General features: G+C 59.7%; 15 protein-coding genes. 9 read left to right on the top strand and 6 right to left on the bottom strand.

The genetic code is table 11. From position 1 onward, the window contains the following. Positions 1 to 705: 705 nt before the first annotated feature. Genes ACFKSJ_RS11875 through ACFKSJ_RS11855 form a run of 5 tightly spaced genes read left to right on the top strand, consistent with a single transcriptional unit; the run spans position 706 to position 6,187 of the window. A complete protein-coding gene (locus ACFKSJ_RS11875; RefSeq protein WP_440950011.1) occupies positions 706 to 1,956 on the top strand; it encodes a glycosyltransferase in 1,251 nt (416 codons plus the stop codon). Continuing rightward, complete coding sequence (locus ACFKSJ_RS11870; RefSeq protein WP_440950010.1) at positions 1,953 to 2,849, top strand: dTDP-4-dehydrorhamnose reductase family protein; 897 nt, start codon at positions 1,953 to 1,955, stop codon at positions 2,847 to 2,849. Before ACFKSJ_RS11875 ends, ACFKSJ_RS11870 begins: the two co-directional genes overlap by 4 nt. Then, positions 2,836 to 3,894 carry a polysaccharide biosynthesis protein gene (locus tag ACFKSJ_RS11865; protein WP_440950009.1) on the top strand — a complete coding sequence of 353 codons (1,059 nt, stop codon included), beginning with the start codon at positions 2,836 to 2,838 and terminating at the stop codon, positions 3,892 to 3,894. Before ACFKSJ_RS11870 ends, ACFKSJ_RS11865 begins: the two co-directional genes overlap by 14 nt. Then, entirely contained in the window at positions 3,891 to 4,973 is a 1,083-nt protein-coding gene (gene wecB, locus ACFKSJ_RS11860) for a non-hydrolyzing UDP-N-acetylglucosamine 2-epimerase (RefSeq protein ID WP_440950008.1), read from the top strand. Before ACFKSJ_RS11865 ends, wecB begins: the two co-directional genes overlap by 4 nt. A 23-nt stretch (positions 4,974 to 4,996) precedes the next feature. Then, the gene (locus tag ACFKSJ_RS11855; protein WP_440950007.1) at positions 4,997 to 6,187 is read left to right on the top strand and encodes a glycosyltransferase; all 1,191 of its coding nucleotides are present in this window, start codon (positions 4,997 to 4,999) and stop codon (positions 6,185 to 6,187) included. Positions 6,188 to 6,219: 32 nt separating this feature from the next. Here the strand turns inward: ACFKSJ_RS11855 and ACFKSJ_RS11850 are convergent, their stop codons facing one another. Genes ACFKSJ_RS11850 through ACFKSJ_RS11835 form a run of 4 tightly spaced genes read right to left on the bottom strand, consistent with a single transcriptional unit; the run spans position 6,220 to position 10,666 of the window. After that, positions 6,220 to 7,308 carry a DNA topoisomerase IV subunit A gene (locus ACFKSJ_RS11850; RefSeq protein WP_440950006.1) on the bottom strand — a complete coding sequence of 363 codons (1,089 nt, stop codon included), beginning with the start codon at positions 7,306 to 7,308 and terminating at the stop codon, positions 6,220 to 6,222. Next, positions 7,301 to 9,103 carry a DNA topoisomerase VI subunit B gene (locus ACFKSJ_RS11845; protein ID WP_440950005.1) on the bottom strand — a complete coding sequence of 601 codons (1,803 nt, stop codon included), beginning with the start codon at positions 9,101 to 9,103 and terminating at the stop codon, positions 7,301 to 7,303. Before ACFKSJ_RS11845 ends, ACFKSJ_RS11850 begins: the two co-directional genes overlap by 8 nt. After that, on the bottom strand, positions 9,090 to 10,319 hold the full coding sequence (gene hisS, locus ACFKSJ_RS11840; protein WP_440950004.1) for a histidine--tRNA ligase: 1,230 nt from the start codon (positions 10,317 to 10,319) through the stop codon (positions 9,090 to 9,092). Before hisS ends, ACFKSJ_RS11845 begins: the two co-directional genes overlap by 14 nt. A gap of 38 nt (positions 10,320 to 10,357) precedes the next feature. Further along, the gene (locus ACFKSJ_RS11835) at positions 10,358 to 10,666 is read right to left on the bottom strand and encodes an ABC transporter permease (RefSeq protein ID WP_440950003.1); all 309 of its coding nucleotides are present in this window, start codon (positions 10,664 to 10,666) and stop codon (positions 10,358 to 10,360) included. Between the two features lie 47 nt (positions 10,667 to 10,713). Between ACFKSJ_RS11835 and larB the strand changes: the two genes are divergently transcribed. The 4 genes from larB to ACFKSJ_RS11815 all read left to right on the top strand — a co-directional run bounded on the left by larB (position 10,714) and on the right by ACFKSJ_RS11815 (position 13,748). Next, a complete protein-coding gene (gene larB, locus ACFKSJ_RS11830) occupies positions 10,714 to 11,502 on the top strand; it encodes a nickel pincer cofactor biosynthesis protein LarB (RefSeq protein WP_440950002.1) in 789 nt (262 codons plus the stop codon). After that, positions 11,502 to 12,008: a nicotinamide-nucleotide adenylyltransferase gene (locus tag ACFKSJ_RS11825; protein WP_440950001.1), complete on the top strand. Its 507-nt coding sequence runs from the start codon at positions 11,502 to 11,504 to the stop codon at positions 12,006 to 12,008. The genes larB and ACFKSJ_RS11825 overlap by 1 nt, the downstream gene beginning before the upstream one ends. 16 nt (positions 12,009 to 12,024) lie before the next feature. After that, a complete protein-coding gene (locus ACFKSJ_RS11820; protein ID WP_440950000.1) occupies positions 12,025 to 13,287 on the top strand; it encodes a hypothetical protein in 1,263 nt (420 codons plus the stop codon). A 62-nt stretch (positions 13,288 to 13,349) separates the two neighbouring features. Next, positions 13,350 to 13,748 carry a hypothetical protein gene (locus ACFKSJ_RS11815; protein ID WP_440949999.1) on the top strand — a complete coding sequence of 133 codons (399 nt, stop codon included), beginning with the start codon at positions 13,350 to 13,352 and terminating at the stop codon, positions 13,746 to 13,748. A 149-nt stretch (positions 13,749 to 13,897) separates the two neighbouring features. On the opposite strand, the gene ACFKSJ_RS11810 is transcribed toward ACFKSJ_RS11815, so the two are convergent. Both ACFKSJ_RS11810 and ACFKSJ_RS11805 read right to left on the bottom strand, forming a co-directional pair. Next, positions 13,898 to 14,065, bottom strand: coding sequence for a CxxC-x17-CxxC domain-containing protein (locus ACFKSJ_RS11810; protein WP_083767042.1), 168 nt, complete (start codon positions 14,063 to 14,065; stop codon positions 13,898 to 13,900). A 78-nt stretch (positions 14,066 to 14,143) separates the two neighbouring features. After that, a complete protein-coding gene (locus ACFKSJ_RS11805; RefSeq protein WP_440949998.1) occupies positions 14,144 to 16,939 on the bottom strand; it encodes a PKD domain-containing protein in 2,796 nt (931 codons plus the stop codon). Positions 16,940 to 16,960 lie beyond the last annotated feature (21 nt).

The following is a 16,960-nucleotide window of genomic DNA, read 5'->3' as shown; positions in this document are numbered from 1 at the left end:
GACAAACTTTCGGATTATGGCTGTGGAAAACGATGATGATACAACATTTCGGCTTCACTCTCTGCAATTTTCGGTTGGATATAGATCCATTTGATCATCGCATCACTTTCAATCCGCTCCGAGATTAACTGATTAAAAATTCTAGTCAGGGCAACTCGACGAATTCTTTGCCCGGTACAACTGGCCTCATGATGCCCTGCATTATCAAGTACTTGAACCCTTAAACCTGGTGTTTTGGAGGGGGTTTCCTCTAGAGATTAACGAGGGGACTGGTGTTGATATTTTATGGTGATGAGTTCATTGAAACGTTCAAGTTCTCAGGAGCGAATATCTATGAGAAAATTAATTCAGAACAGTATACGTAAAAATTAATCGTCTCAAATCAGAGAATTGACCCCTCAAAGAATATTCTGATTGAAAAGCAGGGATGGGCAGCGACATCCGGATATTGAAGGGATCACCGTTTGGAGACAATGACAATGCCAGCATGAAAATCACCAGTAACAGGAAAAATCAGGAGCATGTCATTACTGAAAATATTATGCACTGATCATATTTTGGACGATCTGGACCGCCGAAAAGGTGTCTTCTGGCAGGAAAGATCGGCTGGACCGCTTATAAAGTGCACCTGACAACGGTGAATATTTGAGTTCAACAACATCCGACCGGGGAGTCAGAGCTGAAACAGAAGAACGTGGGGATTCTATGAAGGTGTTAAACATCACGACCTGGGACGCCGAGGGTGAGCAGTTCAATGGATATCAGATCCACCGATACCTGAAGAAACTGGGAGAGCAGTCCCATATGGCAGTCCTCTACAAAAAGATGGATGACCCAGATATTCACCGTGTCGGCAACCCCCTGACCCGTCAATTTGACAGAATGGTCGTGACGGTTCTGGAGAAGATCACCGGCTTACGATCGATGTTGCCGATCTCCGGAATAACGCTGCTGTGGAGGTCCTTCTTTAGGAATGCAGACGTGGTACACCTCCAGATTGTGCATGGAGTCTCCTTCTTCAGCCTTCTGCTCATTCCGTATATCAGCCGCACCAGAAGAACGGTCTGGACGATCCATGACCCCTGGCTGATGTCAGGCCACTGCATCTACTCGATAGAGTGTGAACGGTGGAAGACCGGGTGTGGGAGTTGCCCGGACCTGACATTGCCATTTCCCGTGTTATGGGATTCCACAGCACTGGTCTGGAAGATCAAGCGCTGGGTGATGAGTCATGCAGATGTCAACCTGGTGGTCGCCTCCCGCTGGATGCAGGAACGGGTGCAACAGAGCCCCATACTCTCTCATCTCCCCTGCCGGGTCATTCCCCTGGGCCTGGACCTTGAGAAATTCAGGCCAAAAGAGAGAGAAGTATGCAGGGCACGATTTAACATCCCGGCAGATGCCCATGTCCTTGCATTCAGATACACCGGAGAGGGGGACCGGTTCAAGGGCTGGCCGTATATCAGAGAGGCACTGAATGATCTGAACCTGAAAAAACCCACATATATCATCATTATTCAGAAGAAAGGGGCCGCAGGCTTTCTGGACAAAAGATATACCTGCATCGAACTGGGATGGTCAGAAGATTATGAGACCGTGATCGATGCCCTGAACGCTGCGGATATCTTTCTAATGCCATCCGAAGCCGAGGCCTTCGGGATGATGGCGGTGGAATCGATGGCCTGCGGAACCCCGGTGATCGTCTTCGAGGGGACTTCGCTGCCCAGTGTCATCCATGCGCCAGACGGGGGCGTGGCTGTACCCAGGAAAGACGCTCATGCGCTGGCCCGTGCCATTGAAGACCTGTTGGGGGATCAGGAGCGATATGACGCGATGGTGCAGAGGGGTCTGGGGATTGTCCACGACGAGTACAGTGTGGATAAGTACCTGAAGAGTCATATCGATCTGTATAACGAGTTGATCAATTCACCAGAACAGGAGAGGAGAGACGTATGAAAGTTCTGATTTTGGGTGCCACCGGTATGCTGGGGCACAAACTGATGCAGGTTCTTGCCGGCCGGTTCACCGTAACCGGGACGGTGAGGAAGGGGGTGTCGAACCTGACCGATCATCCGGTCCTTGGGAAGATGACACTGATCGGAGGGGTGACTGCAGATGATCTTGAGAGTGTCACCCGGGCAGTGGAAGAGAGCAAACCGGATCTGATCATCAACTGCATCGGCATCGTCAAGCAGCTCCCGACCGCACGGGATCCCCTTCCCAGCATCGCGATCAATGCACTCTTTCCCCACCAACTGGCGCAGATCTGCCTGAAACGAAAGATTCGGATGATCCACATGAGCACAGATTGTGTCTTCTCTGGTAACAAAGGAAACTACACAGAAGAGGATCCCTCCGATGCCGAGGACCTGTACGGAAAGACCAAGTTCCTTGGAGAGGTGGACTACCCCCGATGCCTGACGATACGGACCTCGATCATCGGCCGCGAGCTGGACTCGACCCATGGCCTCGTCGAATGGTTCCTTCACCAGAGAGGAAAGACGATCCAGGGGTACAAGAAGGCGATATTCAGTGGCCTGACGACCAATGCACTGGCGGAGATCATCGGAGCGATCATCGAAAACCACCCCGACCTCCATGGAGTCTGGCAGGTGGCCGCAGAGCCGATCAGCAAGTATGATCTCCTGATGCTGCTAAAACAGCACTATCAGACCGATGACATCGTGATCGAACCGGACGAGAGCGTCATCTCAGACCGGAGCCTGGACGGATCGCGGTTCAGTGCGGCAACCTCCATCAGCGTACCTTCCTGGCAGGTCATGATAGAAGAGTTATATCGTGATCCGACCCCATATAATACCAAGAGGAACACTGATGTTCACCGATAAAACAATACTGGTCACAGGCGGGACAGGGTCACTGGGAAAAGTGCTGATCAAGCGGCTGCTCTCAGGCGAGATGGGAGTGCCAAAGAAGATCATTGTCTTCTCACGCGATGAGGCAAAGCAGCACTTCATGCGCATGGAATACCTGAACCGCAAGGTGACCACCGACGAGGTCATCTACAACAACTTCAAACAGACACTTGAGTTCAGGATCGGGGATGTCCGGGATATCCACAGCATCAGTGGAGCATTGCATGGCGTCGACGTGGTCTTCAATGCTGCTGCATTAAAGCAGGTCCCTTCCTGTGAATACTTCCCGTTTGAAGCGGTCTCGACCAACATTGCCGGCCCGGAGAACATCGTGCGGGCCATCAGGGAACAGGACCTCCCCATCGAGACGGTGGTCGGAGTCTCGACCGACAAGGCCTGCAAACCGGTGAATGTGATGGGGATGACCAAGGCCATCCAGGAGCGGATCTTCATCAAGGCGAACATGGACAGCCCGAAGACCCGGTTCATCTGTGTGCGTTACGGGAATGTGCTGGCTTCGAGAGGGTCAGTGATCCCGTTGTTTCACGACCAGATCCTGCAGGGCGGGCCGGTTACGATCACCACATCTGATATGACCCGGTTCCTGCTCAGCCTGGACCAGGCCGTCGACACAATCTTTGCCGCGGTCAGATACGCCTATGCAGGGGAGACCTACATCCCGCGGGTTCCCTCTGCAAAGGTGACCGATATAGCAGCGGCCCTCATCGGCACTCGCCCCATCAAAACGGTCGTGACCGGGATCCGGCCTGGCGAGAAGGTCGATGAGATCCTGGTGTCAGAGGAGGAAGGGCACAGGACTATCGAGCGGGGAGACTATTATGTGATCCTCCCGATCCTCCCAGAACTCCTCAGAGAAGAGGAGAAGAGCCCGATCATTGGTAAGGAGTACAGCTCCGCGGACAACCTGATGTCACCGGAAGAGGTTCGCGAGGGACTCCACAAGCACCATCTCCTCCTGGAAGACCAGCAGGGGACCGGGGGAGAACTGCTTAGATGAAGGTGATGACCATCCTGGGCACCAGGCCCGAGATTATACGCCTGAGCAGGATCATTCCCAAACTCGATCAGTTCTGCGAGCACATCCTCGTCCATACCGGCCAGAACTATGACCCAAACCTGAACGACATCTTCTTTGACGAGATGGAGATCAGGAAGCCGGACTATTTTATGGGCGTACAGGGGAAGAGTGCCGGCGATCAGATCGGTAAGATCATCGCTGTCAGTGAAGAACTGATGCAAAAAGAGAAGCCGGACCGGCTCCTCCTCCTCGGGGATACCAACAGCAGTCTCTCGGCCATCGTCGCAAAGAGGCTCGGGATCCCGGTCATCCACATGGAGGCCGGGAACCGGTGTTACGATGACCGGGTTCCGGAAGAGGTGAACAGGCGGATCATCGATCACTCCAGCGACCTGCTCCTCCCCTATACCGAGCGGAGCCGTGCCAACCTGGTGCGCGAGGGGATCCCTGGCGAGAGGATCTATGTGACGGGGAATCCCATCAAGGAGGTGATCACCCATTACCAGCCCAAGGTCGATCGATCTGATATTCTTCAGCAGTTAGGTGTCACAGAAGGTGAGTACTTCCTGGTCACCATGCACCGGGCGGAGAATGTGGATGTCGAGTCCCGTCTGAAATCGCTCCTCTCTGCACTTGAAGAACTGCACGCCACCTATAAGATTCCAGTCATCTGCAGCCTGCACCCGAGGACCAGGGACAAGATGCAGTCCTTTGGTCTGCAGCTCTCCCCAGCCATCCAGTTCCATGCCCCATTCGGGCTCTTCGACTTCATACGACTTGAACAAAATGCCCGGGGTGTGCTGAGCGACAGTGGAACCGTCCAGGAGGAGTGCTGTATCTTCAGGGTTCCGAATGTGACGATCCGGGATGTCACCGAACGACCCGAGACGATCGAATGCGGCAGCAACATCCTGAGTGGAGCGGATGCAGCGTCCATTAGAACTTGTGTTGCTTATGTGCTCTCACAGAGAGAGGAGTGGAGCATACCTCCCGAGTACCTGAGTGAACACGTCAGCGATACAATGCTGAAGATACTCCTGGGATACCGCAGATATTAAACCGGATCAGGCAGGAGACCTCCATGAAGTTCGCCCTTGTATCCATCGCACTTCCGCCGGCATGGGGTGGCCAGGCCGTCGTGCTCTATCATCTCCTGAAAGAGATGAACCCGGACGAGTACTGCCTGATCACCCAGAAAAATTATCATTTTTATTCGATGCATGGCGAGTGCGCACCAAAACTCAGAGCCCACTATCATTTTCTGAGCCCTGATTACCAGGTGAACAGGCGGGCGATCATAGGTGCTGCCGGCGCACTCCATCTGAAGGCTGTTCTGGAATGGTTCCTCTCCTTTCGAACCAGGCAGATCGTTAAGATCGTGAGAAAGGAGGCCTGTGATGCGATTGTGGCGTGCACAGGGGATATCTTTGACCCTCCGGCTGCATATCGTGCAAGCCGGATCCTCGGGATTCCTTTCTATCTCTATGCCTTCGACAAGTACTCGCAGGCTGATAAGTCCGCAGAGGTGTACTCGTTCACCGAGAAGTACGAACCGGAACTGCTCCGCGGCGCAACCGGGGTGATCGTCCCCAATGAGTTCATGTTCAATGATTATCTGGACAGGTATGACATCACCGCCACAATCATTCATAATCCCTCAGATCTGCCCGATATCACAGACAGAGAGAAGAAATCTCAACCGGAAGGAGAGAAGAAGATCGTCTATACCGGAGCGATCTACGCGGCACACTTCGATGCTTTCAGGGACCTCATTGAAGCGATACGATCGCTAAACCGGGATGATATTAAGGTTCACCTGTATACGACGCAATCCCAGGCCAACCTTGAAGCAGAAGGGATCCGGGGTCCGGTCGTCTATCATAAACACCAACCTCTTTCAGTGATTTCAGAAGTTCAGCAGCGTGCGGATGTGCTCTTCTTACCGCTTGCCTTCAACTCGGCATATCCAGAGGTGATACGGACCTCTGCTCCCGGGAAGACCGGCGACTACCTGGCCTCAGGACGACCAATCCTTGTCCATGCACCAGCAGATTCGTTTGTCAGTTGGTACTTTAAGGAACATGAGTGCGGGATCGTTGTTGATCAGAAGGATCCTGCGGCACTTGCATCAGCACTCTACGCCATCCTTTCGGATAAAGATGTACAGGCCCGTCTGGGAGAAGCTGCACGGTCCTGTGCCCTCAAAGATTTTAACCCGGAGAGAGCCCGGGAGGTCTTCTCTGAACTGATACAGTCACGAGGCAGAACCTGACAAAAAAATGAAAATTGAAAATAATTCAAGTTTTATAAAACACCCATCTCGCTCAACCGTGCCGGCAGGTACTCCTTCGTCACGTAATCGAGTCCGCGGGCCGCGAAGGCCTGCTGTTCGGACTTGATCCCGAGCTCCAGCTGCCGGCCGATCTGGTACCGCCAGTACTCGGTGTCGAACCGGGGGTCGCTCAACTCTGACTTCAGGGCCATCACGTCCCGCTCGGTCAGCGTATCTGACGGAAGGTTGTAGTCGCTGATGTCGCTCGGCTGCACCCCGATGAACTGCGCCCTCGGGGTCGCCAGCAGTTCGGACATGTGCGCACTCTTGATCGAGCCATAGGCGACCGAGGCGTAGATCCGGTACGACCAGGGGTCACCATCGGTGAAGACCGTAATCGGGAGCTTGAACTTCTCATGGATCATGTGCAGCACCCGCCTGGTCGACCGGGCCGGCTGCCCCTTCAGGTGGACCAGCACCGCCCCGTACTCCTCGTCGAAGCCGTTCTCCTGCAGCCGGGCGTACATACCGCCGGTCTCGATGGCGATGACGAACTTCGCGTCATGGTCGACGAACTCCAGGTTCTCGACATTGTTCGGGATCGCGTACCCGGCCTCGCCGACGTCCTCCTGGCAGTGGATCTCCTTGACCCCCCGCCGGGTCATCTCCTTCAGGCGGATCGGCCCGAAGACCGTCGCCCCGTCCTCCTCAGGCCGGAGATGGAACGCCTCGCGCTGTAACATCGTCAGGATCTCGAGGTCCTCGATCAGCAGGTTGCTCTCGTCCTGTGCATGGAACTTCGCCTTCTTCCAGCCCTCGGAGATGTAATACAGTTCTCTCAGCGTCGAAGACCGGTTCTCGGCCAGCTGCTGCTTGAGAAAACCAATCACGTACGACATCTTCAGCAGATGCAGCGCGCTCTTGGCCGAGTGGGCCGACCGGAGACTCTCCCGCTCGCCGTACTTCCAGACCTCGCTCGTCTCATCGAAAGCGATGTTCTGCTTGGTCCGGGTCGGAAGGGAGATGGACGGGACCACCCCGCCGGTCATCTGGTCATACCAGGCCTCTGCTATCCTGAGCAGTTCCTGCCGTGCCTGCGCATCGAGCGCCTCCTTAGACATCGAGATCCACCACCGTTTTCATCTGTTCCGAAATTCCGCGCAGGTCCAGCGACCCGCCGCCGACCCCGGTATAGGACGCCTCCCAGCCCTCGCCAGGGGGGAGAATACACTGCCAGACCCGCGTGAAGGTATCGTCCAGCGGGGAGACGAAGTCCGGCGCCGGAACGGCGTCGAGGGCCGGGTCGGTCGAGATGTCGTAGACCTGCACCTCGACGTCCTTCGCAGTGTAGTTGTGGACCGAGAGGACGATCCTGCCGGCCGTCGTCTGTTTCCGGGCCACCACCTTGTGCATGATCTGCCCCTCGATCACCGTCAGGTCGGGCACCGGCTTCTCGACGATCTCGCTCACCTTCCGGGCGATATCAGGGATGATCGCAAGGATCGCCCGGGCCCGGTCCTCCTGCAGTTTGGTCCGGTCACGCCTGGAAATAAAGGCCTTCAGGTCCCGCCCCAGGTCCTGGAGGGCGAGGACGATCTCCTTCTCGATCTCAGGGATCGAAGCGATCGCGTCCTTGGACTCCGAGGTGAACGGGACATTGGTCGAGGCGACATGGACCAGGATCAGCACCGGCCCCATCGGCAGTCCCTGCTGCCCGATCCCGTACGCCTTCCAGTTCACGCCGGCGACCGACTGGGTGATCGCGCAGGCCCCCTGCTGGTAGATCAGGGGCACCCGGTTGGCGAACCGCATGATCTGCCCGTTCCCTTCAGGCGGGAGCTTCCCACCGTACCCGAGCGCGGCCTCGACCATGAACGGGTGGCCGGAGAAGACCGACGAGGGCCTGGTCCTGGCCTTGACAAAGTCCATCCTGAACTCTGCCTCCAGCCCCTTGACCATCAGTTCCTCCCCGATTGGGGAGAGGCACTGGGAGGTCGGCGGGGCCGGCACCTTCACCTGCTGCATCGCAGCGAGGAGCGACCGCTGCTGGTCGGGGTTCAGCCGTTTCACCTGCGCCGCCGGACGGAGGGAGGCGATCGCACAGATCTCCTCGGCTGTCTTCTTCCCGACCCGGGAGAACTCCTCGGTCAGGAATTCCAGCAGCGGCCGGGTCTCCCCCTCGGCCATCCGCTTCAGCATCCCGAGTTCGATACCGTACGGGTGCGGCTTGATGGCCTTCGGACAGACCAGCACCTCGTTGCTGACACGTTCGGAGGTGAAGGTCTCGCCGTCGATCTCGGCGCGGATCCGGGCGTGCGGGTTGACAACCCCTGTATACCGGAGGTACTCGATCAGCCGTTTCTTCGCCGAGAGGGTGCTCGTGAATTCTATCTCGACCCTGGTCCCGTGAGTCCGGTCCCAGGGCACCTCTTTGTTGGAGAGGACCTTCGGCTCGTTGGTCGCGACCTTGATCTGGATCTCCATCCGGTGCGCCGGCGTGGCCGGCCCGGTCCTGGTGGTGACGACGGCCGGGGTGCCGGAGGTGAGCTGGGCGTAGAGCACCGCCGCACTGATCCCGATCCCCTGCTGCCCGCGCGACTGTCGGATCTGGTGAAACCGGGAGCCGTACAGCAGTTTTCCAAAGACGAACGGCACCTGCTCGGGCATGATCCCCGGGCCGTTGTCCTCGACCATGATCCAGAAGAGGTCCCCGCTCTTCCGCTTCACCTCGATGTAGATATCAGGGAGGACCTCGGCCTCTTCGCAGGCATCGAGGGCGTTATCGACGGCCTCCTTGATGGTGGTGATGATCCCGCGGGTCGGGGAGTCGAACCCGAGTAGGTGCTTGTTCTTCTCGAAGAACTCGGCGATCGAGATGGACCGCTGTGAGGATGCCAGATCCTCAGCGAGAACCATCGATCACCGTCCTGACCGCCTGATCGATCGTCACAGCGGTCTGCGTCCCGGTGGCGAGGTCCTTGATGGTGACCGTCCTGGTGGCGGCCTCCCGCTCGCCGATCAACACGGCGAAGTCGGCCTCCTTCGCGGCCCGGGCCAGCTGGGCCCCGAGACCGCGGTCTGAGAGGTCGAGATCTGCGCGGATGCCGGCCGTCCGGAATGCAGCCGCTGCCTGGAAGGCAAAAGGCCGTCCCTCTGCCGTGGAGACGACCCCAACGATCTTCTGCTTCCGTGTCTGCACCTCGCCGAGCGCGACCATCACCCGGTCGAACCCGATGGCAAACCCGACCGACGGGGCATCATCCCCGCCGAAGACCTGGGCGAGCCGGTAGGCCCCGCCGCCGACTATCTGGCTCTCGGCCCCGAGGTTCTTCGCAAATCCTTCGAAGACCATCCCGGTGTAGTAGTCCAGCCCCCGGGCGATCCCGAAGTTGTAGGAGTAGCGGACACCGGAGGCGTCGAGTAGCGCCGCCATCTCCCGGATCCGCCCCTCCTCGGGCAGCGGGCCGGTGACCGCGAAGGCCTCGTCCAGGGTCTCGGCCGCCAGCAGACGGGTGAGCGGGTCGGCCAGGCGGGCCAGCCCTACGGTCTCCAAGTAGTCCCGAAGGCCGTCGAACTCCTTCTTGTCGAGGTAGGCCATCACCTTCCGGCGGACCTCCTCGCTGACGTCTCCGAGCAGATGCTTCATCAGCCCGAGATGACCGATCTTCAGGTCATAGTCGAGCCCGCTTGACCGGATCGCGCTGTCCGCGACCAGGATCACCTCTGCGTCGGCCGCCGCGGTATCGGCCCCGATCAGTTCAACCCCGAACTGCCAGAACTGCCGGTACCTCCCCTTCTGGGGACGTTCATACCGGAAACAGTCGGCAAAATAGCACCACCTGAGGGGTTTGGCCAGCACCCTGGCCTCGTTCACGTACATCCGAAGGACAGCCGCGGTCAACTCGGGCCGCAGGGCCAGGTCCCGGCCTCCCTTGTCCTGGAAGACGTACATCTCATCGATGATCCCCTGTCCGGACCGCATCGTAAAGAGGGAGAGATCCTCGAAGATCGGAGTCGCGACCTCGCGGTACCCCCAGCGTCTGACCGCCTCGCGCATCCGTCCCTCGATCATCCGCCGTGCTTCCATCTCATCCGGTAAAAAGTCACGTGTGCCGCGTGGTCGCTGTACCATGATAAACTCCTAAAACTCTGAGATTCCCGCTATCCCGCTCACTTCTGCCGGCGCCTAACCGCGCCGAGCAGCCGTGGAAGCGTCTCTTCGCCCGTCCAGACCTGCTCGTGCTCGACCCTGCCCTGCAGGTAGAGTGCGAGGAGGACCACCCCGAGGCCGATCAACTCCACCGGTTCATTCCAGGCGATACCGGCGCCGAGCAGGGCGAGGGCCGTATAGAGGACGCCCTGGCGGACCCTAGTCCGATAACCGGCGAGACCGGTCCGAAGATAGATCCTGGAATCGCGCAGCCAGAGGAAGAGGGTGACCGCTGCACCGAAGGCCCCGACAGAGAAGAGGTAGCTCATGGGAATATACCTATTAGTATGGATAGTCCCCTATCTTAATTCAGATCATGCAACCGAATCAGACGCTCGCAAGAGTACTTGCCGGGTACAGGGACGGCTCCCTCTCACTCGATCAGGCGGTCGAAGAGATCGAGGGCTTTCGGATCGGGAAGGTCGGAGACCTGGCCAGGCTGGATCTCGGCCGGAGTGTCCGGTGCGGGATGCCTGAGGCGGTCCTGGCCGAGGGGAAGACTGCAACAGGTCTGGCCTCGATCATGCAGGCGCACGCAACGGCGATCGGCAGGAGCCTGGCGACCAGGGTCAGCCCTGAGCAGGAGGCGGTGGTCAGGGCGGCGGTCGACGGGACGGACCTGACCCTCACCTACCGGCCGGAAGGAGGGATCCTGATCCTCTCCGACGGCACAGAGCCGGTCAGGACCGGCGGGCGGGTCGCGGTCATCACGGCAGGTACCGCCGATATCAGGGTCGCCGAGGAGGCCCGGCTGATCGCCGAGGAGATGGGGTGCGAGGTGATGACCGCCTACGATGTCGGGGCCGCCGGGATCCACCGGCTCTTCCCGGCATTGCAGGAGGTGATGGAGGCTCATGTCTTCATCGTCGCCGCAGGGAGGGAAGGAACCCTGCCCGCGGTGGTGGCCGGCCTCGTCGACCGGCCGGTGATCGGGGTGCCGGTTTCGACCGGGTACGGGTACATGGGGGCAGGGCAGGCCGCGCTCGGCTCGATGCTCCAGTCCTGCTCGGTCCTCTCGGTCGTGAACATCGACGCAGGGTTCACGGCCGGGGCCTTCGCGGCCAGGATCGCGAACCTGGCGGCCGGCAATCGGGAGGAGCGATGATGAGCAGGGCCTTCTACATCGGCCGGTTCCAGCCGTACCATTACGGCCACCAGTCGGTACTCGAGCGGATTGCAGAGACGGCCGACGAGATCATCATCGGGATCGGTTCGGCCCAGCTCTCGCATGAGGTGAACAACCCGTTCACCGCCGGCGAGCGGGTGCTGATGATCACGCGGGCGCTCGCCCACCTGGACCGCCCGTACTATGTGATCCCGATCCAGGACATCCAGCGCAACGCCCTCTGGGTCGCACATGTCCGGTCGATGGCTCCGCCCTTCGACCGGGTCTACTCGAGCAACCCGCTGGTGGTCAGGCTCTTTGCCGAGGTCGGGATGGCTGTCGAGTCGCCGGCGATGTACGAGCGAGAGACCCACTGCGGCACGGCCATCCGTGAGTTGATGCTGAACGGAGAACCCTGGGAGAGCCGGGTTCCGCCGGCGGTGGTCTCGGTGATCCGGGAGATCGGCGGAGTTGAACGACTCCAGCAGATCGCAGGCAGTGATTAGAGGAGGTGATGGTGGAATGTTCAAAAAGATCCGGGACCTGATCAGGGGAGAAGAGAAGGGGGAGGTCCGACAGGAGATGGTCGACCTCGACGAGGTGAGTGAGCTGCTCGATAGGTGGACCACAGAGATCACTGTCGAACGCGAAGAGCGGACGACTGACGACCGGCAGGTGATCCGGGGGGCCGTGGAAGCGCTCGCCAGCCAGGTGCGGATGCTTGCCCCGGCAGAGCCGGACGATGAGGTCCACCCGAAGCTGGCACAGGTGACGAGGGTCTCGCTGCCGGCGTTCCAGAAGGCGATGGAGGCGGCCCTTGCCCATGACCTGGAGAGCAGAGACCCGGCCCTCTTCTACACCGAGGCGGCGGAGCTGCTCAAATGTGCCATCCGTGCCCAGCAGGGGCAGGGCCGGTACCTCCGGGCCGTCCTCCCCGACGAGATGGACGGGATCAAGGCGTCGATCGCAGAGGTCGGGCGGGGGATCAACAGGATGACCGCCGTCTTCGCTGAGGTGAACCCGCGATGTGACCTGATCGACCAGGCGCGGGGGACCTACCGGCGACTGGTCTCCACAGAGAAGAGTGCGGAGGCGCTGAAGACCCTCGCCGCTGAGGAGAGGATGAGAGGGGAGGACCTGCGGCGCCTGCTGGCAGCAGCAGAGGAGGAGCAGAGAACCCTCGAACAGTCATCACCGTACCAGGAGTACCGGGCACAGGCCGACCGGTTGGCGCGGGAGGAGCAGGCACTGGACGCGGCACGCACCCAGGAGAGGGCAGTGGCGACCACCGCCGGCCACCTCTTCAGACGGGCGGGAAAGGTGCCAGGACTGGTACAGGCCCGCCGGGACCTCTTTAAAGCGGCCGAAGAGCGGCTGAACGACCTCTGCCTCGGGGACCCTGCCGTTCTTTCGGCCATCAGGGAGGCAACATCACTGGTCAGGGAGGGGGGGCTCTCTCTGAAGAACAGGGAGGAGAGAGCCCTCTTCTCCGGGGAGGGTGAGGCTGAGCGTATCCTGGCTGAGGCAGAAGCACAGGTCAGAGAGACCACGGCAGTTGTCTCTGCCACAGAGAGCGCCATCGCTGCCTCGGCGGCGGGGACCCGCCACCAGGACCTGCAGAAGCAGGTGAAGCACCAGGAGAAACAGGCCCTGGCCGCCGAACAGAGTGCCGCCGACGAAGAGAACCGGGCTAAAGCGGCTGCCGCAGAGGCCGCGGCTGCCAGGGAGACGCTCATCACCCAGCTCACCGCCATCCGTGGCCGTCCGGTGCACCTGAACCGGTGATCAGCAGATGGGACCGGCCGGGGATACCATCATTTTTTCGTGCGCACGTCGATACTCTGCTGATGAGTGACGAGCAGAGAGAGAGAGAACCGCTGATCAAGGCCCTCAGTCTGGCCGTGCCGGCGGTCTCGTTTGGGAGTATCATGCTCAACGTGCTGCTCCTGCGGATGGGGCTGATCACGGACATTGGCCCGTATGGGATCGGACAGTTTGCTGGGGCAATCCTGCTGGGAGTGCTGGCCTGGGTGCTCCCAAGGAAGGACATCGTCTCACTGATGGCACCGATCTATGCCCTGCTGATCTTTGTGGTACCCCTCGAACTGAAGCCGAACCTGCTGACCCAGATCCTCTTTGCGGCCAGCATCAGCGTGCTCGTCATTCGACTGAACCGCTCGTTCAGCCGGCCTCTGCCGAAACGATCGTTTGAGCCGATCGAGGATGAGGAAGAGGACGAACTATAGGTGAAACCCGGGAGACCGTCCCCTATCTGACCTTTTTTGAACCCCGGCGAAACCGATCAGGTGAAACCTGTCCCGGCATACACAGCATAAAACCTTAAAAGAAGGCATTCGCTCTTTGGCGAGAATTAGAACTATTGAGAAAAAAGGAATTAGAATCTGGGTGTTCTGTGATTTACCAGGCAGTCCCTGCAGTAAACAGGTCTTCCTTCGGTTGGCTTAAATGGAACTTCGCACTCTTTTCCGCAATCTGAACAGACTGTCTTTGTCATCTCTCTGGGACCAAAGTTCCTTGGACCACCAAAACTTCTTTCGCTCATTATTGACACTTACAGATATATTGATCTGCATTACATAGAAGGGCGGGACTGGTTATAAAGTGTCCTGAAGATGGCCCCTCACCGAACGGTAATTGCGCTCCAGAGTTCCTGTACCGTACTTCCCCTGCTATTCTTCACCCGAAAGCCGACCGAATAGGTGCCTGGCCGCGTGTAGATATGGACCGGGTTCTGAAGCGTTGATTCGCCGCCATCCCCAAACGACCAGTACCACGAGGTTGGATTCCCGGTCGAGACGTCGGTGAACTGGACTGAGAACGGCCCGGTCCCGCTGACCGGCGCGGCTGTGCATCTCGCCAGCGGCCACCCCTCGGGAACCCCGACCATCACGATATCCTCCATCGTGACGATCGACTCCGAGTCGCTGTTCCTGGCCCGCATCGAGACGGTGTACGCCCGGGCGCCGTGGTAGGTGTGGACCGGGTTCTGCTCGCGCGAGGTCTCGCCGTCACCAAAGTTCCAGTACCAGGCCGTCGGGTGCCCGGTGGAGAGGTCGGTGAACTGGACCGTCAGCGGGTCCTGGCCGTACGGGGGGGCCGCCCGGAACTGTGCCTGGACCTTGCCGGCCGGTTGGCTGGCGATGGAGGTGGGAGCAGGGGTGGGGGTGGTTGCGGGGATGGGCTGGTCCCCAACCCGGGTCACCGTCACCACGTCCTCCTGTGTGGTCACCGAACGGTCGTCGTCGGTTCTGGCCTGCATCGAGACGGTGTACGCGCGGGCACCGTGGTAGGTGTGCGTCGGGTTCTGATCGTGCGAGGTCTCGCCGTCACCAAAGTTCCAGTACCAGGCCGTCGGGTGCCCGGTGGAGAGGTCGGTGAACCGGACCGTCAGCGGGTCCTGACCGGAGGAGCAGTCGACGCTGAACCCGGCCTGCAACGGACCGGTCGGTTGGCCGGTGGTGGAGGTGGGAGCAGGGGTGGGGGTGGTTGTGGGGATGGGCTGGTCCCCAACCCGGGTCACCGTCACCACGTCCTCCTGTGTGGTCACCGAACGGTCGTCGTCGGTTCTGGCCTGCATCGAGACGGTGTACGCGCGGGCACCGTGGTAGGTGTGCGTCGGGTTCTGATCGTGCGAGGTCTCGCCGTCACCGAAGTTCCAGTACCAGGCCGTCGGGCTCCCGGTGGAGAGATCGGTGAACCGGACTGTCAGCGGGTCCTGACCGGAGGTGCGGTCGACGCTGAACCGGGCCTGCAACGGACCGGCCGGTTGGCCGGCGGTGGGGGTAGGGGTGAGGGTAGGCTGGACATCCCCGCCGTCGTCGGCCTTATAGACCGTCACCAGGTCCTCCTTCATCGCCACCGAACTGCCGCCGTCGTTTCGGGCCTGCATCGAGACGGTGTACGCACGGGCACCGTGGTAGGTGTGCGTCGGGTTCCGATCGTGCGAGGTCTCGCCGTCACCAAAGTTCCAGTACCACGAGGTCGGGTCACCAGAGGAGAGATCGGTGAACCTGACCGTCAGGGGATCGACCCCCTCGTCGGCTGATACCCGGAAGGCTGCGACCGGAGCCGTAACCACCGATGAGACGGTGATCAGGTCCTGCTTCACAAGGACGCTCTGGCCGGCACTGGTCTGCACGGTCAGCGTGACCGAGTAGGTGCCTGCATCAGGATAGATGTGGACCGGGCTCTGTTCAGAGGAGACCGTTCCATCGCCGAAATCCCAGGTCCATGAGGTCGGGTCCCCGGCGGAGAGGTCGACGAACTGGACGGAGAGCGGGCCCTCTCCTGCTTGTGGAGTGCACCGGAACTCAGCCGCCGGCTTTTCGGGAGTGCCGGAGACCGTGATCAACCGGTTCATCGTCTGGAAGTCCTCGCCTGCACTGTTTTTGACCCTGAGCGTGACCGTGTAGACCCCGGGCTCGGTGTAGAGGTGGACCGGATTCTGAACGGTCGCGGACTCCCCGTCCCCAAAAAGCCAGAACCACTGGGTCGGGAGACCTGTCGAGGTGTCCAGAAACCTGACTGAGAACGGAGCCGCACCGGACGTTCCGGAGACGCTGAACCCGGCATGCACCAGGGACGATTCCCCACCCGGGGCATGGAGCGGGAACTCGTCGAACATACCGTTCCCGATCGGGTAACTCCGGTCACAGATTCCGTCCCCGTCCGAGTCTGTCATCGTCTGCGAGAAACCCTTGCCGTTGGGAGCAGCCCAGAAGTTTCCGCCCAGGACCTCCCCGCCGGAGATCGAGATCCCTTCTCTCCGGGGAATGTTCCAGGTGACCTCAGAGACACTGCCCCCGGTCAGCACGTTCTGGTCACAGTCCAGATAGTTGTTGGCGATAGTCAGGCAACTGGTCTCATACAGGTACAGCCCCACGATCGCGTTCTGGGCCAGAGTGTTGCCGGTCACTTCCACAGGGCTGGAGGAGGTGGCGAAGACCATCCCGTACTGGCCGGCCGTCACCGTGTTCCCCGAGACTGTCGACCCCCCACCAGGGTTCAGCACCACCCCATAGGTGTTGCCGGTCAGGGTGTTCTCCTGGATGGTCCCTGCTGCGTCCCAGTAATAGACCCCGTAGAACCAGTCGCTGAGGTGCAGGTCCTGCACATGGACATTGGTAAGAGGGCCTGACCCATGAACCAGCACTCCGCAGGAGTAATCGCCGCCAGACCCTTCGAGGGTGTGCCCGTTCCCCTCTATCGTCACATCAGAACAGAGCACCTGGATACAGACCCCGGCATCCCCTGCCGAGATATCCTGCCCTATCTGATAGGTCCCCGGCTCGGTGATCATCGTCGGCCCGGTCACCAGGACAGCAGAGGCAGACCCCGGGATCAGCAGCATGGCCGGCAGTATCATCATCAGTATCAGCGCGAAATGAAAAGATCCATTCTCCAGCAGATTCTTCATCATCAGACCTCCTCAGGGACT

This window comes from Methanosphaerula subterraneus (assembly GCF_052055875.1).
Lineage (GTDB): Archaea > Halobacteriota > Methanomicrobia > Methanomicrobiales > Methanospirillaceae > Methanosphaerula > Methanosphaerula subterraneus.
This window is presented reverse-complemented; position numbering and strand designations above follow the sequence as displayed.